Below are 20,811 nucleotides of genomic sequence, written 5' to 3'. Positions count from 1 at the left end.
GCAAGGCCTATTTCAAGGTCTCGGTCCGGCCGATCGTGATATCAGTGATCGGGCTGCTACCTGCTGCCGTAAAGATCGAGACGCGATAACCGAGGTCTTTCGGTTCATTGGACTCAGCGCGTGGCGCATGCCAGGAAGCAGCTGCCCTGTTGGTTATACGGTGGGCCTCGTCGCGTGCCGGCTTGCGGTCCCAGTTGTTCAGGTGGCGGATTTCACTGTACACGGTATTCTTGTGCCCGCGCAGTGCGGCGTCAACATAGGGGACATCCCATCCAAAGAACATGTCAGCGGTGGCGGAATGATAGACCACGCCGCCGGCCACGCCTTCCATGGTGCCGTTTTTAACCACCAGGGCCACCAGCCATTGCCCGTTCTCGATGACCATGTCGAACGGATATTTCCAGGTGTTGCCGCGCAGATGAAAGTCGTCGCGCAAGAACAGGCGTTCACCGGACGCATTAAAGATACGGATCAGGGTTGATGCACCTGAACCATATTCGTCCTTCATGCCGTTAAGCACTTTCATCACGTCGGAATCGGTGGCGGCACGCTGCTCCAGCGCGTAATTGGACAGCATGTCCAGCGTGATGTCCACTTTCTGGTAGCGAGGATCGGTTTGCAGAACGGCTTTGGTGACTGCAGAGCCAAGAAGCATGGTTTTTCTCCGTACTTTAGAATTTGGGGGCCAGGTGGGGGAACTGTTGCAAGGTCGAGTAGAGACAGTCGACCACCGCATTTTTTCCCACATATCCACGCCGGATGGCTGCGACGCGATTCTCATGGGCGAGTGACAGCACGGCGCCATGCACGCCGGGCCTGTCGGGACTGGTCATGCCCAGATAGGTGCCAGCGCCGACAATCGCCCAGGTGGCGGTGACGCGCGAGACGTCGCCGCGGTAGCCCAAGGCCAGGCTGCCCCACAGGGCGCCGTCACTGGTGTGGGTCCCCTCGGACACCACTACGCTCCATTGCCCGGGATCGATCATGAGATCGGGCGGATATTTCCAGATCGCGGAGTCATTGGTGTAGGAATCACGGTTGAGCCAAAGCCGCTCGCCACTACCGTTATAAATGCGTACGGCAAAAAACTTGCCATTCGCATCCTTGAGCATGGAGTTTAAATAACGCATCGTCTCCAGGTCACGCAGGCCGCGCCGTTCCAGAGCAATCGTCGCGAGGTCCTCGGTGCTGATATTGGCCTCCCCGGCAAATCGCGGGTCCAGCTTGACTTGCTCCTTGACGATCGGTGTCGAAAACAACATAGATATACCCTTGCAAGTTTAAGGTGATAAATAGCGCATCCCGGCACCTGAAATCTGCGTTCATTCCACAGAAATCCTTTCAGGATGATGCTAATTAGAAATTATCGTTGCCACATGCATTTATTAAAAGTGTACCGTATGAAACATTTCTTGTGGAGCATCTATTCTGTTTTTTTTGCATGTGCGCAGACGGACCATCACGGCAAGGGATGGAGGTGATTGCTGCCGCCAATCTGCACGGTATCAGCCGGCCTTGGCGTGTCCCAGCGCATCCATCGCCGCCTGGACGATGGAGGGACGCCATTCGCGCTTGAAATCGAGCCGGGCGGCGATCATGGCCGACACGCCCAGGCCCGAAAACGCGCTGGTGACGCGGATCAGGCGTTCCAGGTTCAGGGCCGCCAGGTCGATCCCCAGCGCTTCGTACATCATCATGCCCATCTGCGTCATTTCCGGCGTGGTGCCTTCGCCATTGTCCGCCAGGCGGTTGGTGAAGGCCGAGATGCCGGGCCAGTCAAAGCTGAGCTGGACGGAGGTTTCCACGACCGCCAGGTCGCGCTCGCGGCCCACGGCAATGCCATCGACCTTGAGCAGCAGCGCGCGCATCTGCTCCAGGCAGGTGACCAGCACCTGGTCGTAAATGGCTTTCTTGCTGGGATAGTGGTGCAGCAAGCCCGCTTTCGAATACTTCACGGCATCGGCAATCTGTTGTAGCGACGTATGCTCGAAACCATGCTTGGCGAACAGGCCTGCGGCACGGTCGATAATTTCGGCGTCTATTTCAGTTTTGGTCAGTCTGGGCATAAGCTTCATCAAGAACAACATGGAGGACAGCGAGCATAGCCCTGTTTACTCCTCTATTCAAGGGCGGCGCCGGCTTAAGTCCGCCGCAACATCGCCCGACTGATTGCTGCAAGCGTACGCTGGCCCACAGATGCCGATGGCATAAGCGGCAATCATGGGCTACCTTCCCCCACTGCACAGGAAAAGCCATGACCGCCATTCCCAAGCCAGCAATACCCTACGATAGCCGCCATGAAGCCGAAGAGGAAGGCGAGCAGGAAACCAGGGCTCAGCTGCTGCACACCCTGCACGGCATTTCCGCCACCACCTACAAGGACTCCGGCCACGCCAGCCGCAGCGTGCATGCCAAGAGCCACGGCTTGCTGCGCGGGCATCTGCACGTGCTCGACGGCCTGGCGCCCGAGCTGGCGCAAGGCATCTTTGCCCAGCCCGGCCGGTTTGAGGTGGTGATGCGCTACTCGACCATCCCCGGCGACCTGCTCGATGACAAGGTGTCCACGCCGCGCGGGCTGGCGGTCAAGCTGATCGGCGTGCCGGGCGTGCAGCTGTCCAGCCTGGACCCCGATGCCGACGCCGCCGACCACGATGCCACCACGCAAGATTTCGTGCTGGTCAACGGCCCTGCCTTCCTGGCGCCAACCGCCAGGCAATTTCTCGGCAGCCTCAAATTGCTTGCCAGCACCACGGATAAAGTGCCGCGCCTGAAACAGGCGCTGTCGACCGTGCTGCAAGGGGTGGAAAAAGTGCTGGAAGCGGCCGGTGGCGACAGCGGCGCATTAAAAAGCCTGGGTGGCCATCCGGAAACCCATGTCCTGGGCGAAACCTATTACAGCCAGGCGCCGATCCTGTATGGCCAGTACATGGCCAAGGTGGCGGTCGCGCCCGTCTCGCCCGAACTGGCGGCATTAAAAGGCGCGCCGGTCGACCTGCATGGCAAGCCGAACGGCTTGCGCCAGGCCGTGATGGACTTTTTCGCGCGCCATTCCGCCACCTGGGAGGTGCGCGTGCAGCTGTGCCGCAATATGGAAACCATGCCGCTGGAAGACGCTTCCGTCGTCTGGCCTGAGGACGAAAGCCCGTATTTTGCGGTGGCGCGCATCACGGCCTTGCCACAGGCGGGCTGGAGCGAAGCACTGTCGCGCCTGGTCGATGACGGCATGGCCTTCAGTCCCTGGCACGGCGTGCTGGCGCACCGGCCGCTGGGTTCCATCATGCGCGTGCGCAAGGCCGCTTACCGGATGTCGGCCCGTTTCCGCTTCGAGCGTACGGGGCATCTGATGCAAGAACCGCGCAACCTGGACGACTGGCCGGCGGGTTAAGCCATGTCCAGCCTGGATAAAATCGCCACTATCATTGCCGATACGCAGCACGAACCGACGCAAACCTGGCTGGCCAAGCTGGGGCCGGGCTTGATCACGGGCGCGGCCGACGACGATCCCAGCGGCATCGCCACCTATTCCCAGGCCGGCGCCCAGTTCGGTTACGGCATGCTGTGGACCTTGTTGCTGACCTTTCCCCTGATGCTGGGCATACAGCTCATCAGCGCCAGGATCGGCCGGGTCAGCGGCCATGGCCTGGCGACGAATATCCGCCGCCAGTACTCCCCTGCCCTGCTGTATGGCATCGTCGGCCTGCTGTTGCTGGCCAACGTCATCAATATCGCTGCCGACGTGGCCGCCATGGGCGACGCCATGGCCCTGATCGTGGGCGGCCCCACCCACCTGTATGCGATGGCCTTCGGCTTGCTGTCGCTGCTGTTGCAGGTATTCATACCGTACCGCAAGTACGTACGCATCCTGAAATGGCTGACTTTGGGCTTGCTGGCCTATGTCGCTACCGTGCTGACCGTGCATATCGCGTGGGGCGAAGTATTGCTGCGCACCGTCTGGCCTCGCCTGGCATGGAGCACGGCGGCCATCACCATGGTGGTAGCTATTTTCGGCACCACCATCAGTCCCTATCTGTTTTTCTGGCAAGCATCGCAAGAGGTGGAAGACTTGCACGCCGATGCGCAGGCCCAGGCCTTGCGGCGCAAGCCGGAACAGGCGCCACGGCAATTTCGGCGCATCAAGATGGACACCGCCATCGGCATGGGGTTTTCCAACCTGGTGGCTTTTTTCATCATGCTGACCACCGCCGTGACCTTGGGGGCGCATGGGGTCGCGCATATCGATACGTCCGCCCAGGCGGCCGAGGCGCTGCGTCCCATCGCCGGCAACTTCGCCTTTGCCTTGTTCAGCCTGGGCATCATCGGCACGGGCTTGCTGGCCATTCCCGTGCTGGCCGGTTCGGCCGCGTATGCCATGGCGGGCGCCTTCGATTGGAAAAACAGCCTGGAACTGGCGCCCAGGGCGGCCAAGAAATTCTATGCCATCATCGTCGCAGCCACCCTGCTGGGTGCAGCCCTGTGCTTCACGCCGCTAGACCCGATCAAGGCGCTGTACTGGAGCGCCGTCATCAATGGCGTGATTTCCGTGCCCATCATGGTCATCATGATGGCCATGGCCACGCGCCGCGCCGTGATGGGCAGCCTGGTCATTTCACGCCGCTTGCGCTGGCTGGGCTGGCTGTGCACCCTGGTCATGGCTGCCGCAGTGCTGGCGATGTTTGCTACCATGGCGTTTTGACTGCCGAAAACAAGCGCGCCGCACAGCCGGCCAGCTTATAAAAATAATCAATGAGCAACTTAATCAATAAAATCGTCAACAACACGGTGTATCACTATTACACCGCGTACCGCCACCTGGCGATCGCCGAAGCGCAGGCCGCGCCGACGGCACAGCAGATTGCGGCCATCGAAAGCCTGCTGGAAGCACCGCTGCCGCCCGCCTTCCTGGCGTTTTTGCAAGTGGCCAATGGGGCGTATATCGATTACACCTGCGATGTGCCCGATGGCGAGGGCGGCGTGGAACACATGGCCTTCAACACTTTTTTCAATACCGATGAAGGCGATTTTTGCGATGAAACTTTCGTGGGCGAAATCCGCGCGGCGCGCCAGCACACGGCCATGCCCGCAAAAATCCTGCCATTTGCCCGCGATGGCGGCAATTCCATGGTGTACCTGGACTTGACGCCGGAAGGCGGCGGCCGCGTGCTCGCCTATGTGCAGGAGTTGCCGGACTGGACCGGGCGGCGCGCCCACGGCTTCATCACCCTGGCGCCCTCGTTCGACGCCTGGCTGGACAGCCTGTATATCGACCGCGAAACCGTGCTCGACGAACTCGAACACAATGCGTCCGAACCGTCGCACCTGGAAGCGACCAGGGAATGGCTGGATATCGGCATGCCCCACTGGCGCCAGGATGCGGGCATTTGCGCCTTGCTGGCACTGAAACAAGTGCAATTGTGCGCTGGCGAACAAGACTAGTCCTACGTGCGTGGCCGTGGGTGTCCTATGGGTGTGCGCAAGCTGCTGGCTTAACATTGTTACCAGCTTGCAGAAAAAATCACTCTGAAAGGATTTCCCATGGCTATTATCACCACCAGCACCAGTACCCGCGCTCTTTCGATGAAAAACGTCGCCCTCGGCGCGGCCGTGGCCTTGCTTAGCGGCATGGCCATCAATAGCATCGCTGCCGCCGCGCCCGGGGCCTATGACCGCACTTTCCTCAGCAAGGCGGCCGACGCGGGCAGTACGGAAATTGCCGCGAGCAAAATTGCACAAGGCAAAAGCGCCAATGCGGAGGTCAAAAAATTCGCCGATGCCATGGTGAGCGACCATGGCAAGGTGGCGGACGAGTTGAAACAGCTGGCCAGCAGCAAGCAGATCGACGTCAGCGACCAGCCTGGCGCCCGGCACAAGTCGGAACTGACCAAGCTCAATACCCTGGCCGGCAAACAGTTTGATCAGGAATATGTGGCCAGGATCGGCGTGGCGGCCCACCAGGATGCCGTGAAACTGTTCACCGAGGCCAGCCAGAAGGCGACCGATCCCGATATCAAGGCCTTCGCCGCCAAGACATTACCTGCATTGCAACATCATCTGGACATGGCGAATACCCTGCACGAAACTCTGGCCAAATAGCCTGGCCAAATAGAGCACTGCAAGCGTGGAAATACCGGTCGCGTGCTACGGATCGTGCCGTACGGCAAGTATTTCCACTCTTGGCATACAATGCGGCACCTTTGTTTTTAGCGACGCCATGAACTCATGCAGCTACTCAAGAAGACTGGCCTGATCACCACCGCCATCCTGTTCACCATCCTGCTGACGGGGTGGGTATTCATCAAGCTGAGCGCCGCGCGCAACGCTACCGTGTATGCACAGCAATGGAGTGACAACGGCAATTGCGTGATCAAGACGTATATTCCGCATTACGGCAATGGCTTGCCGAACAACATCGTACGCGCCCTCAGTACGGCTTCCTTCTTCCGCGTGTATGACAAGCAAGGTAACTTACTGGAAAGCACGGAATGGGTGTTGGACATGCATGAAGACGGCATCCAGGACTACGCCCGCTGGGGCAATCACCGGGCGATTTATCCCACCGACATGGGCTACGAGGGCTGGACCCTGCCGCAGTGTGGTTGACCGGAAACCGGTTTTGTGAGGCGTTGTTAATGTTGTGCTGAGTGTCGTACGTCGACAGATTCTGTATGGCAGGCGCAATCATGCCCGCTGGCCGCTTCCGATAAATTCTGCAAAATGGCGCAATCTTGCGACGGCTGCGGCTGGTCGCACTGGTGGCGCAGGGTCACCAGTTGCTGTTGCAATGTCTGCAAATTCGCCATTTGTTCGGCGATGCGCTCGATATGGTGGTCGAGCAAGGTATTGACGCTCTGACAACCATCGGCGGGGTTATTCTTAAATTCCAGCAAGGCGCGGATATCGGTCAAGCCGATTTGCAGGGAGCGGCAATGGCGGATGAATTGCAGCCGTTCCTGGTGCTCGTCCTGGTATTCGCGGTAGCCGGCGCTGTTGCGGCCGGGCTCTTGCAGCAAGCCTGCTTTTTCATAGTAGCGCACAGTTTCTACATCGCAATCTGTGCGTTTGGCCAGTTCTCCGATACGCATGACGTTTCCCTCTTTCATGTTTTCGTGCAAATTCTGCTTGACCCTGTAGTGGCTACAGGGTTTCTAATGCAAGCATACACGAATCCCTGAAGGACGATGCGATGCCGCATGATACTCATTCCCACGATAGCTGCTGCTCCCATAAACATGCGGCGCCACCCGCAATGCCGGCGGCGCCCGCCTTGCCCAGTGCCCCGATTGCCGGCGCGCAAACGGCCAAATACCGCATCGAGAATATGGATTGCCCCACCGAAGAACGGCTGATCCGCAACAAGCTGTCCGGCATGCATGGCGTGGTGGGGCTTGATTTCAACCTGATGAACCGCGTACTGGATGTGCATCACACCTTGCCGGCGCTGGCAACCGTCGAATCCGCGCTGCACAGCATCGGCATGCAGGCCGTGCCGATGCAGGAAGGCGAAACGCGCGCCGCCACGCAAGGTGGTCTGTCCGGCATGCAAAAAGGCTTGCTGGTGGTGTCCGGCCTGGCCGCTGCCGGTGCGGAGGCATTGGCATGGAGCACGCAAAACGACCATTCCCCTGCCGTCATCGCCTTGGCCTTGCTGTCGATCGCCACGGGTGGCTGGCCGACCCTGAAAAAAGGCTGGATCGCGCTGAAGAGCTTTACCTTGAACATCAATTTCCTGATGTCTTTAGCCGTGTTTGGCGCGATTGCCATCGGCCAATGGCCGGAAGCGGCGATGGTAATCTTTTTGTTCGCGATTGCCGAGCTGATCGAGGGGCTGTCGCTGAACCGCGCCCGCAATGCCGTGCAAAGCTTGCTGCAACTGGCGCCGGACGTGGCCACCGTCGCAGATGGCAACGGTGGCTGGCAGCAAGTAGCCGTGGCAACTGTCGCCGTGGGCGCCACCATGCGCGTGAAACCGGGCGAGCGCATCGCCCTCGATGGCGTCGTGAAAAGCGGTGCGTCGTCCGTCAACCAGGCGCCGATCACCGGTGAAAGCATGCCGGTGGACAAGGCCGCAGGAGACGTCGTGTATGCCGGCACCATCAATGAGCGCGGCGTGCTCGACATCAGCGTCACGGCCAACAGCGGCAATTCCACCCTGGCGAAAATCGTCAAGGTGATCGAGGAAACGCAGGGCAAGCAGGCGCCCACCCAGCGTTTCGTCGACAGCTTTGCCCGTTATTACACGCCGGCCGTGGTCGTGTTCGCCATCCTGGTGGCTATCTTGCCGCCGCTGCTGACGGGCGCGCCGTTCATGGCCTGGGTCTACAAGGCGCTGGTGATGCTGGTCATCGCCTGCCCTTGCGCCCTCGTTATTTCCACGCCCGTCACGGTGGTCAGCGGCCTGACGGCAGCGGCCCGGCGCGGCATCCTGGTGAAAGGCGGGCAATTCCTGGAAACCGGCTACCGCTTGAAAGCCATCGCCGTCGACAAGACGGGGACTTTGACCATGGGCAAGCCCGCCGTCACGGACGTGCTGGCGTTGGAAGGCAGCCGCCGCGAAGACATCTTGCTGCTGGCCGCCAGCCTGGACGCCAATTCAGCCCATCCGCTGGCCGCCGCCATCGTCAAGGCAGGCCCGCCCGCGGCCAGCCACTTGCCCGTGTCGCAGTTTTCCGCCCTGCATGGCCGCGGCGTGCAAGGCACTATCGAAGGCCGGACCTATTACCTGGGCAATGCCCGTTTGATGACGGAACTGAACCTTTTAAATCCGCAATTGCAAACGGAACTGGCCCGGCTGGAACAGCAAGCCTACACGGCCATGGTGCTGGCGACGGACGGGGGCGCGCTGGGCGTGATTGCCGTGGCCGATGTGCTGCGTCCAACGGCAAAAGCTGCCATTGCGCGTCTGAATGCGCTGGGCGTCACCACTGTGATGCTGACGGGCGACAACTTGCTGACGGCGCAAAGGATCGGTGCCGAAGTCGGGGTCAGCCTGGTCAAGGCAGAATTGCTGCCGGAAAATAAACTCGATGAAATCAAGGCCTTGCAGCAACAGTTTGGCCTGGTCGCCATGCTGGGCGATGGCGTCAACGATGCGCCGGCCCTGGCGCAAGCGGACATCGGTTTCGCCATGGGCGCGGCCGGCAGCGACACGGCCATCGAGACAGCCGACGTGGCCCTGATGGATGATGAACTGGGCAAGTTGCCCGAGTTCATCAGCCTGAGCCAGCGCACGCGCCGGGTCCTGGTGCAAAACATCAGCTTTGCGATCGGTATCAAGGCAGTCTTCTTTGCCCTGGCGCTGGCCGGCATGGCGACCTTGTGGATGGCCGTGTTTGCCGACGTGGGCGCCAGCCTGCTGGTAGTGGCGAATGGCTTGCGTTTGCTGCGGACAAAAACCGCCTGACAGCGGGACCGTTGATATTCTCACCAATGATGTCAATTATTCACAATTGACATAAATAATTATCATTTTTTGCAATATTCCTCTATGTTCGTTATGGTACATACGGCTTCAAACCCGCTGAATATGCGGGGTTGAGGCCACTACCACCGATGCACACCACACTGGAGGATGGCGCAATGAATGCAAAAAACGATCCGCAGCAGGCAGTTTCCCGGCGTCGCAATTTCCTGAAGAAAACAGCTAAATTCACGGCCGCCGGCGCCCTGGCCGGCTGGCTGCCGCTGGCGCGCATCAGCGCCGCCCAAGCCGTCAATTGCGCCACGCCCGGCAATTTTCCACTCGATATTGCACTATATAAACAAACCTTCCAGAACTGGGCTGGCGATATCAAGGTCGACGATGTCTGGACGTGCGCGCCCACCAATGCACAGCAAGTGGTGAAAGTGGTCAACTGGGCCAGGGACAATGGCTACAAGGTGCGTCCGCGCGGCATGATGCACAATTGGTCGCCCCTGACCGTGCCGGCCGGCGCCGTGTGCCCCAGCGTGGTCTTGCTCGACACCACCACGCATTTAACTGCCGCCAGCATCGATACCTCCGGGCCGGTGCCGCAAGTGACGGCACAGGCCGGCATCAGCATGGAAGCGTTGCTGACGGCGCTGGAAAACGCGGGCCTGGGCTTGACGGCCACGCCGGCGCCGGGCGACCTGACCCTGGGCGGCGTGCTGGCCATCAATGGCCATGGTACGGCCGTGCCCGCCAAAAACGAACAGCGGCCGCTAGGCGCCACCTATGGTTCGCTGTCCAACCTGGTGCTGTCGCTCAAGGCCGTGGTGTATGACAGCGTCAGCCGTGCCTATATCCTGAAAACCTTTGTGCGCAGCGACCCGGAAACCGGCGCCCTGCTGGCCCACGTGGGCCGCGCCCTGATCGTCGAGGCGACCTTGCAGGTGTCGCCCAACCAGCGCCTGCGTTGCCAGAGCTGGACCAATATCCCCTACACCGAGATGTTCGCGCCCAAGGGATCGGGTGGGCGAACCTTTTCCAGCTTCCTCGACAGCGCGGGCCGGGCGGAAGCGATCTGGTTTCCGTTTACCGACCATCCCTGGCTCAAGGTATGGAGCGTCTCCCCCGTCAAGCCGCCTTTCGCGCGCGAAACGACGGTGCCGTTCAATTACACCTTTTCAGACAACTTGCCGGCCAACCTCAACGACCTAGCCTACAAGATTGCCACCTTGGGCCAGGGCGGCCTGACGCCGCTGTTCGGCCAGACGCAGTTCACGGTGGTCGGCGGCGGCCTGACATTTACCGGAGGCTGGGACTTGTGGGGCTGGTCGAAGAACCTGTTGCTGTATGTCAAACCGACCACCCTGCGCATCACGGCCAACGGCTACGCCGTGCTGACCCGGCGCGACAATGTGCAGCGCGTCTTGAATGAATTCGCCACCTTTTACCGCGCGCGCGTGGCCGCCTACCAGGCCCTGTCGCGTTATCCGATGAATGGCCCGGTGGAAATCCGCGTCACGGGCCTGGACCAGCCGGGCGACGTGGCGGGCGCGAACGGCGTCTCGCCCATCCTGTCGGCCATCCGCCCACGCCCCGACCATGCCGACTGGGACGTGGCTATCTGGCTCGACATCCTGACCTTCCCCGGCACGCCGTATGCGAACGAGTTTTACCGGGAAGTGGAGCAATGGCTGGAAGCGACCTATAACGGCAGCGATGCGGCCGTGCGTCCGGAATGGTCGAAAGGCTGGGGCTACAGCAACCAGGCGGCCTGGGCCGATCCGATCGCCTTGCAAACGACGGTGCCCAACGCTTTCCGCACGGGCCAGCCTGCCGGCAGCAACTGGGATAGCGCCGTGGCCGTGCTGAACAAATACGATCCGCACCGGCTGTACTCGTCTGCGCTGCAAGATAGCCTGGGGCTGTAAGGTAGTCCTGCAAAAAAATATTTTAAAGTAGACAACTGATGTAAACAACGCTACCTTGTCGGCCGACTTCAACCGCCACCAAGGTAGCCCCATGCCATGCTTGCCCCGTTTGACCTTCCTGACTGCCTTGCTGGCCAGCGCCGGTCTGCACGCCGAACCGATGTTATTTACTCCCTGCGCGGACACAGCCGTGCCAGGCAGCCTGTGTTCAGGCCTGAACCTGCCGGGCGGCTACGATGAACAGGGCGATGCGCTGGCCGGTGAAGAAGACAGAGTCCACGTGTTTGTCCGCAAGATTGCCGCCGACGTGCCTGCCGGCAAGCGGCCCAAGGGCAGCTTGTGGCTGGTGTCCGGTGGCCCCGGCGAATCGGGCGCCTCGTTCTACAATCTGCTGCCCACCTTGCGCCGCAGCTTTCCCGGCTTCGAATTCCTGATCCCCGACCATCGCGGCACGGGCCACTCCACGCGCTTGTGCCGTGTAGAAGAGTCCGAACACAGTCCCGGCGGGCGCGCCCTGGTGGGCGCCGAATGGGGCAGCTGCTTTGCCGGCCTGAACCTGGTGCCGGAGGTTGCCGGCCACTTCAGCATCACCAGCGCCGCGCGCGACTTGAAAGCCCTGATCGAAGGTGAGCACGAGGGTAAGAACAACCGTGGCCAGCCGCCTGTGTACCTGTATGGCGTATCGTACGGCACCCAGCTGGTCTTGCGTACCCTGCAACTGGGCCCGCTGCCCGTCAAAGGCGTGATCCTCGACTCGCTGGTGCCGCCGCAGACGGACCCGCGCTGGGACTTGAGCCAGCGTTCGCACGTGGTCAACCAGGTCGGCCTGCAAGTGCTGGCCCAGTGCGATGCGGATGCCGCTTGTCACGTGGCATTGGGCGAGCCAGCCGCAACGCTGTATCGCCGCGTGCTGGACAAGGCCCTGGCCGACCCTGCCCTGCTGGCGAAAATTCCCGGCAAGAACCTGAAAAACTTCCTCGGTGGTTTGCTCGACATCCCGGCCGCCCGCGCCCGCATCCCGTATCTGCTGCAAGACCTCGATAAAGGCGGCGAGACGGAGCTGGCGGCCGTGCGCGAGACCCTGAAGACGGCGGCGGCCAGCCTGGGCAGTTATCCGCAATCGCCGCTGTCCATGCCCTTGGTCAACATCATCAGCAATTCGGAAAACAATCTGCAGCCGTCGCTGCGCCCAGACTGGACAGCGGCCGATATCGACCGCGAAGAGGCAGATTTGCTATTCACCAGCCCCCTGCCCCGCATCCTGCTGGGCGGCGGCCTGCCCACCTATCCACATGACCGCTATTTCGGCCAGTTGCCGGCAAAAATGCCACCGCCCCTGGTGCTGCAGGGCACCCTGGATCCGAAAACGCCGTATGCGGGCGCCCAGGCGCAAGTGGATGCCTTGACCAAAGCCAGGGCCGGCAAGGTGGCGCTGGCCACCATTCAACACGCGCCGCATTTTATTCTGTGGACGGCGCCGGCCTGTTTTGAGCAGGCGAGCCAGCGCTTTATTGCCGGCAAACCGGTGCAGGATTGCCAGCCTGGCGCGAACCGGCCCACTGCAGCCCTTCCGTAGCGATCGATGCCCTACACTTGCGGCTTGACAATCACAAGCACGGTAATGATGGCTGTCGCGACGAGGATGCCTGCAAGAAAGCCGAGGCGGCCAGGCCAGGCTTGCTGCGCCGGGTTCGGCGACCTGTTGCGCAGCCGGGCCACCAGCATGCCATGCAGCCCGGACAAGCACAGCACAAGAAACAATTTGGCGATCAGCCAGGCTTGCGGAAACCAGCCGCCCGTCGACGCCAGCACCAGTCCCAGTATCCATGCCAGCAGCATGGCCGGCGTAGTGACTCGCCGGTCCCACGCGCGCAGGCTGTCCAGCAAGGGAGCCGCGGCCTGGCTGCGGCAGGCCAGGATGCCTGCGACGGCCAGCATGCCGCCGATCCAGGTGGCGACTGCCGCAATGTGCAGCGTTCTCAGCAAAAAATAATCCATGCCGGCTATTCCCGTGCCAGCGACGCCAGGCGGCGCGCCAGCAGCCGCTCGTTGAGGAAGCCGCCGAACGGGATGATGGGCGCCAACGCCATGCGCAAGCGCTCCGCACGTGTCCAGTTGCCAACGGAAAGCGTCTGCATCAACATCCGGCAATACAGCAGGAAGGCCAGGCCGTGCACCGGCCCGATGAGGGACACCATGCCCGGGTATCCGCCCAGATGCTTGAGCGGCATGGCAATACCGAGCAACAGCAGCAGCGTGCCCCCTTCGAATAACGATATGCAGCGCATCTTGCGTAGCTGTGCGCGCGCTTCCTGGTCTGTCATGGCTCCATCCATCTGGTTTCCCCTGGTCGATACAGCCGGCATCTTAGCGCGCCCGGACGGGCCACAAACGCCATATTTCCCACCATTCCAGACATCAGGCGGCATACCACTCAGATGACGGCAAATGAGGGAACTACGTCCTCTTTCCAGATGGGCACGCCAATACAATATTCGCGCGACAAATAATTACCCAGCCAATTGCCTACTTTGAAAGGATGCTATGTACGACTCCCGGCTACACTGGCCACCTGCCCTGCCGCAGCAACCCGGCGCGCGCCAGCGCCGCGCCCTGCGCTTGAATGCACCCGGCAATATTGATGTATAAAGCTTATCTCTCCCTGACCAAGCCCGGCATCGTGCTGGGCAATCTGGTTTCCGTCACGGGCGGCTTCCTGCTGGCAACGCAAGGCCAGGTTGACTGGTGGCAAGGTGCGCTGGTGGCTACCGGCGTGTCGCTGGTGGTCGCTTCCGGCTGCACCGTCAACAACGTCATCGACCGCGACATCGACCAGCTGATGCAGCGCACGCGCAGGCGGCCGATGGCGAACGGCGCCATCGGCATACGCGCAGCGTGCGCATATGCCGGCCTGCTGTTGCTGGCGGGGCTGGGCTTGCTGTACGCGGCAAGCCAGCGCTGGCTGCCACTGATGCTGGTATTGCTGGGCTATGCCGTCTACGCCGGCCTGTACACGCTAGGCCTGAAGCGCACGTCGGTGCACGGCACCCTGGTCGGCAGTATTTCCGGCGCGATGCCGCCGGTGGCCGGCTACTGCGCGGCACAGGGCCGTTTCGACGCCACGGCGCTGCTGTTGCTGGTGATGTTCAGCTTGTGGCAAATGCCGCATTCCTACGCCATCGCCATCTTCCGCGCCGCTGACTACCGGGCCGCCGCCATTCCCGTCTTGCCGCTGGTGCGCGGCCATGCCACGGCCAAGCGCCACATCCTGCTGTATATCATCGCCTTCATGGCGGCCTCGCTGTCGCTGGGCGCCTTCGGTGCGGGACGTTTGTATATGCTGTCCATGCTGGCAGCCGGCGCCTGCTGGCTGGCGGTCGGCATCGCCGGCCTGCGCACCCGCGACGATGCCCGATGGGCACGCCAGGTCTTCCTGGCATCGATCGCGGTGGTCAGCGTGCTCAGCGTGGCGATGGCGCTGCATGCCGTGTGAACGGGCGTACCCTGGCGGCTACTTTCAGCGGGCAGCCACCTGCCCCGCCGCCGCATCCCAGCCGCCGCCCAGTGCGCGTATCAGGCTGACGGTCGCCGCAGCCTGCGCCCCGGCCAGCCGGTTCAGCTGCAGACGCGCCTGCAGGACCTGCCGCTGTGCGTCGATCACTTCCAGATAGCTGACCTGCCCTGCTTCATACTGGTTCTGCGACAATTGCCCGGCGCGCTGGGCGGCCGCGACCGCTGCCACCTGCGCGGCATGCTGTACCTTAAGCAGGCGCAAGTCGGCCAGGCTGTCCTCCACCTCGCGAAACGCCACCAGCACCTGCTGGCGGTACAGGGCCACGTCTTCGTCCAGCCGGGCTTGCGCCCCGCCCAGCATGGCGCTGCGCCGTCCGCCATCGAACAGGGGGACGGACAGCGCCGTGCCGGCCAGCGGCCCGAGCAGGAAGGTCCGGCTGGACCAGTGGAACAGGTTGCCCAGCGTGGCAGACTCGACACCCAGCACGGCGGTCAGGTCCAGCCTGGGGAAAAATGCCGAGCGGGCCAGGCCAACGCGCGCATTGGCCGCCGCCATGGCGCGTTCTGCCGCGGCAATATCGGGACGACGCTCCAGCAAGGCCGAGGGCAAGCCAGCCGGCACCTGCACCTCGACCGGCGCCAGCGGCATGGCGGCAAAGGCAAATTGCGCCGGCGGCTTGCCCAGCAACACGGCCAGGCTGTGCTCGGCAGCAGCGCGCTGGCGCGCCACGCCTGCCGCATCGGCACGCGCACTCTCGAGCACATTGCGCGCGCGCGCCACGTCCAGTTCGCCGACCTCGCCCTCCTTGAAGCGGCGCTCGACCAGCTTCAGCGCATCTTCCCGCAGAGCCACGGTTTGCTGATACACACGCAGTTGCCCATCAAACTCACGCAGCTGGAAATAGTGTTGCGCCACATCGGCCTGCAGCGCGAGCAGCACCGAATGAAACAGCGCCACGCTGCGGCCGGCCTCTGCCTGCGCCGCGTGGATGCCGCTGCCCACCCGGCCGAACAGGTCCACTTCATACGAAGCCGCCGCCTGGGCGCGCCACAAGGTCTGGCCCGGCACTTGCGCGCCGTCTGCCAGCGACTGCGACGCCGGCGAAGCGCGTTGCCGCGTTGCACCAAACCCGGCGTCGAGCGCCGGCAGGCGGGTCGCCTCCTGCGCTTGCGCCAGCGCCCGCGCCTGCCGCAAGCGGGCGGCGGCGGCCTGCACATCCTGGTTGGCGGCGATGGCCTGGTGTTCGAGCTGGTCCAGTAGCGGATCGCCGAAGATGGCCCACCACTGGCCGCGCTGCGCCTCTTCGGCCGGCTCGGCCAGCTTCCAGCCGGCGTTGTCTTGCGCCGGCGCCTCCTTGAAGGTGGACGGGATGCTGGCCTCGGGCCGCTGCCATGGCTGTTCTACCGAGCACGCCGCCATCAGCGACAGCAGCGCGCCACCTATCGCCAGCCGTGGCAACGGCAGGCGTTTCGTCATTTTGCGTTTCTTCATCAGGCTCCCTTGTTATAGTCGGTCTGGTGCGGCGCATCTTTTTGCGCCACATGTATTTTTCCGCCAGCCATCGTGCGCAGCACCACGTAGAACACGGGCGTGAGCATCAGGCCAAACAGCGTCACGCCCAGCATGCCGAAAAACACCGCCACGCCCATCGCCTGGCGCATCTCGGCGCCGGCCCCACCGGAGAGCACCAGCGGTATGACCCCCATGATGAAGGCGATCGAGGTCATCAGGATGGGCCGCAGGCGCAGCCGGCTCGCTTCAATCGCCGCCGCCATCGGCGTATGGCCGTCATGTTCGAGTTCGCGTGCGAACTCCACGATCAGGATGGCGTTTTTCGACGCCAGGCCGACCAGCACCATCATGCCGATCTGCGTGAAGATATTATTGTCGCCACCGGTCAGCCACACGCCGGCCAGCGCCGACAGCACGCTCATGGGCACGATGAGGATCACCGCCAGCGGCAATGTCAGGCTTTCATACAGTGCCGCCAGCACCAGGAACACCAGCAGCACGCTGATGGGGAATATCCACATGCCGGCGTTACCCGCCAGCACTTGCTGGTACGTCAGGTCGGTCCATTCGAACTTGACGCCTTTCGGCAATACCTCGGCCGCGATACGTTCGGCCGCCGCCTGCGCTTCCCCGGAAGAATAACCGGGCGCCGGCCCGCCGTTGAGGTCGGCGGCGGTATGGCCGTTGTAGCGGACCACCGAAATCGGGCCATAGGTCGGCGTGACCGTTGCGAGTGACGCCAGCGGCACCATATCGCCGGCGACGTTGCGGGTCTGCAACTGCAGGATGTCGTCGGCGTTCTGGCGGTAAGGCGCATCCGCCTGTACCCGCACCTGATAGACACGGCCAAAGCGGTTGAAATCGTTCACGTACAGCGAACCGAGGTAGGTCTGCATCGTGTTGAAGACGTCGGTCACGGGCACCCCCAGCTGTTTGGCCTTGACACGGTCCAGGTCAACATCGAGCTGGGGCACGTTGATCTCGTAATTCGAGAACATGGGTCCCAGCTCGGGCGCGCTGGCGGCGCGCTTGACAAATGCCGCCTTGGCCCGGTTGAGCGCCTCATAGCCGACCGCGCCATGGTCTTCCAGCTGCATCTTGAAGCCGCCCAGGGTGCCTATGCCGAGCACTGGCGGCGGCGGGAACACGGCGATAAAAGCCCCTTTGATGCCGGCAAACTGCTGGTTCAGGGAAGCGGCGATGGCGGCGGCGGACAAATCCTTGCCCTGGCGCTCGCGGAACGGCTTGAGCGGCACGAACACTACCGCCGCGTTCGAGCTATTGGTAAAGCCATCCACCGACAGGCCGGGAAACGCGACCGCATGCGCTGCGCCGGGCTGCTTCATGATGATGTCGCCCATGGCGCGGGCGACCTGCTCGCTGCGCTCCAGCGAGGCGCCATTGGGCAGGCGGGCAAAGGAAATCAGGTATTCCTTGTCCTGCGCGGGCACGAAACCGCCCGGCACGATACGCGTCACCAGCACGGTCACGCCCAGCAGCGCCGCATACACCACCAGCATCATGCCCTTGTGCCGCAACGCGCCCTTCACGCCGCGCCCATAGCGATCCGAGCCGCGCCGGAAGAGCCGGTTGAACCAATCGAAGAAAGGCCCCAGCACGCGATTGATGGCGCGCGTCACAGCATCTTCCCTGGCGCCATGCCCGCGCAGTAACAATGCCGCCAGGGCCGGCGACAGGGTCAGCGAATTGAAGGCGGAAATGACCGTCGAAATGGCGATCGTCATGGCAAACTGCTTGTAAAACTGGCCAGTCAGTCCGCTCATGAACGCCAGCGGGACGAAGACAGCCACCAGCGTCAGGGCAATCGCGATGATGGGGCCGCTCACTTCCTGCATGGCTTTATAGGTCGCGTCACGCGCATTGAGTCCCGATGCGATATTGCGCTCCACATTTTCCACCACCACGATCGCATCGTCGACCACGATGCCTATTGCCAGCACCATGCCAAACAGGGACAGCGCATTGATGGAAAAACCGAAGGCCAGCAGCAGCGCAAAAGTGCCGACGATGGATACCGGCACCGCAATCAGGGGGATAATCGAGGTGCGCCAGGTTTGCAGGAACACAATCACCACCACGACCACCAGCGCAATGGCTTCCAGCAGGGTGTGGATGACCGCCTCGATGCTCGATTTCACGAACCGCGTCGGGTCGTACACGATGCTGTATTCCACGTCCTGCGGAAAATCGGCGCTCAATTCCTTCAAGGCGGCACGGACATCGTCGGCGATCTGCAGCGAATTGGCGCCCGGACTCTGGTTGATGGACAGCGCAATGGCGGGCTTGTTGTCCAGCATCGAACGCCGTCCATATTCGGCGGCGGCCAGTTCTATCCTGGCAATATCGCGCAGGTAAGTCACGGCGCCATCGGCCGTCTTCACCACGATGGCGCCGAATTCCTCCTCGGTCGACAGCCGGCCGCGCGCATTCACCGACAGTTCCAGGGGCGCGCCCGGCACCGACGGCGAAGCGCCCACCACGCCGGCGGCAACCTGCACGTTCTGCTCGCGGATCGCGCTCACCACGTCCATCGCGGTCAGCTTGCGCTGGGCGATCCTGGCGGGATCGAGCCAGACCCGCATGGCATAGTCGCCGGCGCCCCAAAGCTGCACCTCGGCCACACCCCGTATGCGCGCCAGCCGGTCGCGCACGTTCAGCAGCGCGTAGTTACGCAGGTAGGTAATGTCGTAGCGGCCATGCGGCGACAGCAAATGCAGGAACATGGTCACCGTCGGCGAACTTTTGGTGGTGGTCACGCCCAGACGCTGCACATCTTCCGGCAGGCGCGGCAACGCCTGGTTCACGCGGTTCTGCACCAGCTGCGCCGCCAGGTCGGGATTGGTGCCGAGCTGAAACGTCACCGTGAGTGTCAGATTGCCGTCATTGGTCGATTGCGACTGCATGTACAACATGTTTTCCACGCCATTGACCTGCTCTTCCAGCGGCGCCGCGACTGCCTCGGCGATGACCTTCGGATTGGCGCCCGGATACTGGGCATGCACGATCACGGACGGCGGCACCACTTCCGGATATTCCGATATCGGTAACTGGAACACGGCCACCAGGCCAGCGAGCAGGATGATGACGGACAACACGCCGGCAAAGATCGGCCGGTCGATAAAGAACCTGGAGATATTCATCGGATTGTGTTCTCCGCCAGCTGGCCGGCGCCTGGCGTGCCGCCCATCGCCACCAGATGTGGACGCACTTTGGCGTCGGCCTGGATGCGTTGCGCGCCGTTGACCACCACCCGCTCACCTGCCTGCAAGCCGCGATTGATGACGCGCAGATTGCCGCGCAAGGCGCCCACCTGCACTTCGCGGTAAATGGCGCGGTCTTGCTGATCGATCACATAGACAAACTTCCTGGACTGGTCCGTGCCGATGACGGCGTCGTCGACCAGCAGCGCCGCGTGCGGCGCGCCGCCGCCCATGCGGATGCGCGCATACAGGCCGGGCACCAGCACGCCGTCGCGGTTGTCGAAGCGGGCACGCATGCGTATCGTGCCCGACGACGGATTCAGGCGGTTGTCCACCGACTGCATCTCGCCCTGGCGGGGATAGCCGTTTTCACCGGCCAGTCCCAGCTGGGCGGCAACCTTGCCGCCCTGGCGGGTGCGGCTGCTGTATTGCAGGTAGCTTTGTTCGTCCGCATCGAATTCCGCATACATCGGCGACACCGACACGATCGTCGTCAGCGGCGCGGCGCCTGCGCCCGTGCCAACGACATTGCCCAGCGTCATTTCGGCGCGGGACACCCGGCCGGCAATCGGCGCGGCGATGCGCGTATGGTCCAGATTGATCTTTGCCGCCGCCAGCGCGGCGCGCGCCGATTGCAGATTGGCCGCCGCTTCGCGCGCGGCATGGCGTTTTTCATCGTAATCGCGGCGCGCAATCGCGTTGTCGCCGATCAGGCGTTGCGCGCGCTCGCCATCGGCTTGCAGATAATCGGCACGCGCCTGCGCTGCCGCCAGCAGGCCCGTGGCGCGGTCCACTTCCGCCTGGTACGGGCGGGGATCGATGAAGAACAGCAGATCGCCTTTTTGCACCAGCGCACCGTCGTGGATGTTGACTGCGACGATGGCGCCCGACACTTGCGGCCGTATTTCAACCTGTTCCACCGCCGCCAGGCGGCCGGAATAGGAGTGCAGCTCAGTAATGGTTTGTTGCAGCACGACGGCCACATCCACTTCCGGCAAGGCGGCCTGGGACGACGGCGGCGGCGTGCCGGCCCGCAGGGCGCCATACGCGTCCAAGCCGGCCACGGCGATGGCGACCAGCGAGGCCGAGGCCATCCTGGAGCGGGAAAAAGAAAAAAGAGACATAAGGAATTGAACAAGATAGTTGCGGTGCCGCAATTCTCAGTGCTGGCTGCGGCAACGCAAAGGACGTAGTTCCCTCGTTTCTGGTCATCGACTGGCACATGCCTGCCAT

General features: G+C 62.6%; 18 protein-coding genes. 9 read left to right on the top strand and 9 right to left on the bottom strand.

Translation table 11 applies throughout. The features are described 5' to 3' along the window. Window positions 1-7 precede the first annotated feature (7 nt). The 3 genes from ACL9RI_RS12450 to ACL9RI_RS12440 all read right to left on the bottom strand — a co-directional run bounded on the left by ACL9RI_RS12450 (window position 8) and on the right by ACL9RI_RS12440 (window position 2,066). Window positions 8-655, bottom strand: coding sequence for a hypothetical protein (locus ACL9RI_RS12450; protein ID WP_422726885.1), 648 nt, complete (start codon window positions 653-655; stop codon window positions 8-10). 16 nt (window positions 656-671) lie between these two features. Then, the gene (locus ACL9RI_RS12445) at window positions 672-1,262 is read right to left on the bottom strand and encodes a hypothetical protein (protein ID WP_422726884.1); all 591 of its coding nucleotides are present in this window, start codon (window positions 1,260-1,262) and stop codon (window positions 672-674) included. 243 nt (window positions 1,263-1,505) lie between these two features. Then, complete coding sequence (locus ACL9RI_RS12440) at window positions 1,506-2,066, bottom strand: TetR/AcrR family transcriptional regulator (protein ID WP_422726883.1); 561 nt, start codon at window positions 2,064-2,066, stop codon at window positions 1,506-1,508. A gap of 188 nt (window positions 2,067-2,254) precedes the next feature. On the opposite strand from ACL9RI_RS12440, the gene ACL9RI_RS12435 reads away from it, so the two are divergent. The 5 genes from ACL9RI_RS12435 to ACL9RI_RS12415 all read left to right on the top strand — a co-directional run bounded on the left by ACL9RI_RS12435 (window position 2,255) and on the right by ACL9RI_RS12415 (window position 6,597). Further along, window positions 2,255-3,385 carry a catalase family protein gene (locus tag ACL9RI_RS12435; RefSeq protein WP_422726882.1) on the top strand — a complete coding sequence of 377 codons (1,131 nt, stop codon included), beginning with the start codon at window positions 2,255-2,257 and terminating at the stop codon, window positions 3,383-3,385. A gap of 3 nt (window positions 3,386-3,388) precedes the next feature. After that, the gene (locus ACL9RI_RS12430) at window positions 3,389-4,693 is read left to right on the top strand and encodes an NRAMP family divalent metal transporter (RefSeq protein WP_422726881.1); all 1,305 of its coding nucleotides are present in this window, start codon (window positions 3,389-3,391) and stop codon (window positions 4,691-4,693) included. Window positions 4,694-4,743: 50 nt separating this feature from the next. Then, the gene (locus ACL9RI_RS12425) at window positions 4,744-5,433 is read left to right on the top strand and encodes an SMI1/KNR4 family protein (protein WP_422726880.1); all 690 of its coding nucleotides are present in this window, start codon (window positions 4,744-4,746) and stop codon (window positions 5,431-5,433) included. A 99-nt stretch (window positions 5,434-5,532) separates the two neighbouring features. After that, window positions 5,533-6,090: a DUF4142 domain-containing protein gene (locus ACL9RI_RS12420; protein WP_422726879.1), complete on the top strand. Its 558-nt coding sequence runs from the start codon at window positions 5,533-5,535 to the stop codon at window positions 6,088-6,090. A 126-nt stretch (window positions 6,091-6,216) separates the two neighbouring features. Continuing rightward, window positions 6,217-6,597: a hypothetical protein gene (locus tag ACL9RI_RS12415; RefSeq protein ID WP_422726878.1), complete on the top strand. Its 381-nt coding sequence runs from the start codon at window positions 6,217-6,219 to the stop codon at window positions 6,595-6,597. 26 nt (window positions 6,598-6,623) lie between these two features. Here ACL9RI_RS12415 and cadR read toward each other — a convergent pair whose 3' ends face one another. Then, on the bottom strand, window positions 6,624-7,079 hold the full coding sequence (cadR, locus tag ACL9RI_RS12410; RefSeq protein WP_422726877.1) for a Cd(II)/Pb(II)-responsive transcriptional regulator: 456 nt from the start codon (window positions 7,077-7,079) through the stop codon (window positions 6,624-6,626). 101 nt (window positions 7,080-7,180) lie between these two features. Between cadR and ACL9RI_RS12405 the strand changes: the two genes are divergently transcribed. The 3 genes from ACL9RI_RS12405 to ACL9RI_RS12395 all read left to right on the top strand — a co-directional run bounded on the left by ACL9RI_RS12405 (window position 7,181) and on the right by ACL9RI_RS12395 (window position 12,907). Further along, complete coding sequence (locus ACL9RI_RS12405) at window positions 7,181-9,397, top strand: heavy metal translocating P-type ATPase (RefSeq protein WP_422726876.1); 2,217 nt, start codon at window positions 7,181-7,183, stop codon at window positions 9,395-9,397. 176 nt (window positions 9,398-9,573) lie between these two features. After that, the gene (locus ACL9RI_RS12400) at window positions 9,574-11,331 is read left to right on the top strand and encodes a cholesterol oxidase substrate-binding domain-containing protein (protein WP_422726875.1); all 1,758 of its coding nucleotides are present in this window, start codon (window positions 9,574-9,576) and stop codon (window positions 11,329-11,331) included. Between the two features lie 91 nt (window positions 11,332-11,422). Beyond that, the gene (locus ACL9RI_RS12395) at window positions 11,423-12,907 is read left to right on the top strand and encodes an alpha/beta fold hydrolase (RefSeq protein ID WP_422726874.1); all 1,485 of its coding nucleotides are present in this window, start codon (window positions 11,423-11,425) and stop codon (window positions 12,905-12,907) included. A gap of 11 nt (window positions 12,908-12,918) precedes the next feature. Here ACL9RI_RS12395 and ACL9RI_RS12390 read toward each other — a convergent pair whose 3' ends face one another. Continuing rightward, window positions 12,919-13,317: a CopD family protein gene (locus tag ACL9RI_RS12390; RefSeq protein WP_422726873.1), complete on the bottom strand. Its 399-nt coding sequence runs from the start codon at window positions 13,315-13,317 to the stop codon at window positions 12,919-12,921. Between the two features lie 17 nt (window positions 13,318-13,334). Further along, window positions 13,335-13,655 carry a DUF3817 domain-containing protein gene (locus tag ACL9RI_RS12385; RefSeq protein WP_422726872.1) on the bottom strand — a complete coding sequence of 107 codons (321 nt, stop codon included), beginning with the start codon at window positions 13,653-13,655 and terminating at the stop codon, window positions 13,335-13,337. Between the two features lie 317 nt (window positions 13,656-13,972). Between ACL9RI_RS12385 and cyoE the strand changes: the two genes are divergently transcribed. After that, window positions 13,973-14,824: a heme o synthase gene (cyoE, locus tag ACL9RI_RS12380; RefSeq protein ID WP_422726871.1), complete on the top strand. Its 852-nt coding sequence runs from the start codon at window positions 13,973-13,975 to the stop codon at window positions 14,822-14,824. 24 nt (window positions 14,825-14,848) lie between these two features. Here the strand turns inward: cyoE and ACL9RI_RS12375 are convergent, their stop codons facing one another. The 3 genes from ACL9RI_RS12375 to ACL9RI_RS12365 are packed head-to-tail and all read right to left on the bottom strand — an operon-like array spanning window position 14,849 to window position 20,702. Continuing rightward, the gene (locus ACL9RI_RS12375; RefSeq protein WP_422726870.1) at window positions 14,849-16,336 is read right to left on the bottom strand and encodes an efflux transporter outer membrane subunit; all 1,488 of its coding nucleotides are present in this window, start codon (window positions 16,334-16,336) and stop codon (window positions 14,849-14,851) included. After that, on the bottom strand, window positions 16,336-19,518 hold the full coding sequence (locus tag ACL9RI_RS12370) for an efflux RND transporter permease subunit (RefSeq protein WP_422726869.1): 3,183 nt from the start codon (window positions 19,516-19,518) through the stop codon (window positions 16,336-16,338). Before ACL9RI_RS12370 ends, ACL9RI_RS12375 begins: the two co-directional genes overlap by 1 nt. Beyond that, window positions 19,515-20,702 (bottom strand): efflux RND transporter periplasmic adaptor subunit, encoded by a 1,188-nt coding sequence (locus tag ACL9RI_RS12365; protein ID WP_422726868.1) that lies wholly within the window; start codon window positions 20,700-20,702, stop codon window positions 19,515-19,517. Before ACL9RI_RS12365 ends, ACL9RI_RS12370 begins: the two co-directional genes overlap by 4 nt. Window positions 20,703-20,811 lie beyond the last annotated feature (109 nt).

Source organism: Janthinobacterium sp. Mn2066, from assembly GCF_049319705.1.
GTDB lineage: Bacteria > Pseudomonadota > Gammaproteobacteria > Burkholderiales > Burkholderiaceae_D > Janthinobacterium.
This window is presented reverse-complemented; position numbering and strand designations above follow the sequence as displayed.

Excerpts from the sequence above, each read along its gene's own strand:
- ACL9RI_RS12450 (WP_422726885.1), bottom strand. The coding sequence starts at position 655 with ATGCTTCTTGGCTCTGCAGTCACCAAAGCCGTTCTGCAAACCGATCCT.
- ACL9RI_RS12445 (WP_422726884.1), bottom strand. The coding sequence starts at position 1,262 with ATGTTGTTTTCGACACCGATCGTCAAGGAGCAAGTCAAGCTGGACCCG.
- ACL9RI_RS12440 (WP_422726883.1), bottom strand. The coding sequence starts at position 2,066 with ATGCCCAGACTGACCAAAACTGAAATAGACGCCGAAATTATCGACCGT.
- ACL9RI_RS12435 (WP_422726882.1), top strand. The coding sequence starts at position 2,255 with ATGACCGCCATTCCCAAGCCAGCAATACCCTACGATAGCCGCCATGAA.
- ACL9RI_RS12430 (WP_422726881.1), top strand. The coding sequence starts at position 3,389 with ATGTCCAGCCTGGATAAAATCGCCACTATCATTGCCGATACGCAGCAC.
- ACL9RI_RS12425 (WP_422726880.1), top strand. The coding sequence starts at position 4,744 with ATGAGCAACTTAATCAATAAAATCGTCAACAACACGGTGTATCACTAT.
- ACL9RI_RS12420 (WP_422726879.1), top strand. The coding sequence starts at position 5,533 with ATGGCTATTATCACCACCAGCACCAGTACCCGCGCTCTTTCGATGAAA.
- ACL9RI_RS12415 (WP_422726878.1), top strand. The coding sequence starts at position 6,217 with ATGCAGCTACTCAAGAAGACTGGCCTGATCACCACCGCCATCCTGTTC.
- cadR (WP_422726877.1), bottom strand. The coding sequence starts at position 7,079 with ATGCGTATCGGAGAACTGGCCAAACGCACAGATTGCGATGTAGAAACT.
- ACL9RI_RS12405 (WP_422726876.1), top strand. The coding sequence starts at position 7,181 with ATGCCGCATGATACTCATTCCCACGATAGCTGCTGCTCCCATAAACAT.
- ACL9RI_RS12400 (WP_422726875.1), top strand. The coding sequence starts at position 9,574 with ATGAATGCAAAAAACGATCCGCAGCAGGCAGTTTCCCGGCGTCGCAAT.
- ACL9RI_RS12395 (WP_422726874.1), top strand. The coding sequence starts at position 11,423 with ATGCCATGCTTGCCCCGTTTGACCTTCCTGACTGCCTTGCTGGCCAGC.
- ACL9RI_RS12385 (WP_422726872.1), bottom strand. The coding sequence starts at position 13,655 with ATGACAGACCAGGAAGCGCGCGCACAGCTACGCAAGATGCGCTGCATA.
- cyoE (WP_422726871.1), top strand. The coding sequence starts at position 13,973 with ATGTATAAAGCTTATCTCTCCCTGACCAAGCCCGGCATCGTGCTGGGC.
- ACL9RI_RS12375 (WP_422726870.1), bottom strand. The coding sequence starts at position 16,336 with ATGAAGAAACGCAAAATGACGAAACGCCTGCCGTTGCCACGGCTGGCG.
- ACL9RI_RS12370 (WP_422726869.1), bottom strand. The coding sequence starts at position 19,518 with ATGAATATCTCCAGGTTCTTTATCGACCGGCCGATCTTTGCCGGCGTG.
- ACL9RI_RS12365 (WP_422726868.1), bottom strand. The coding sequence starts at position 20,702 with ATGTCTCTTTTTTCTTTTTCCCGCTCCAGGATGGCCTCGGCCTCGCTG.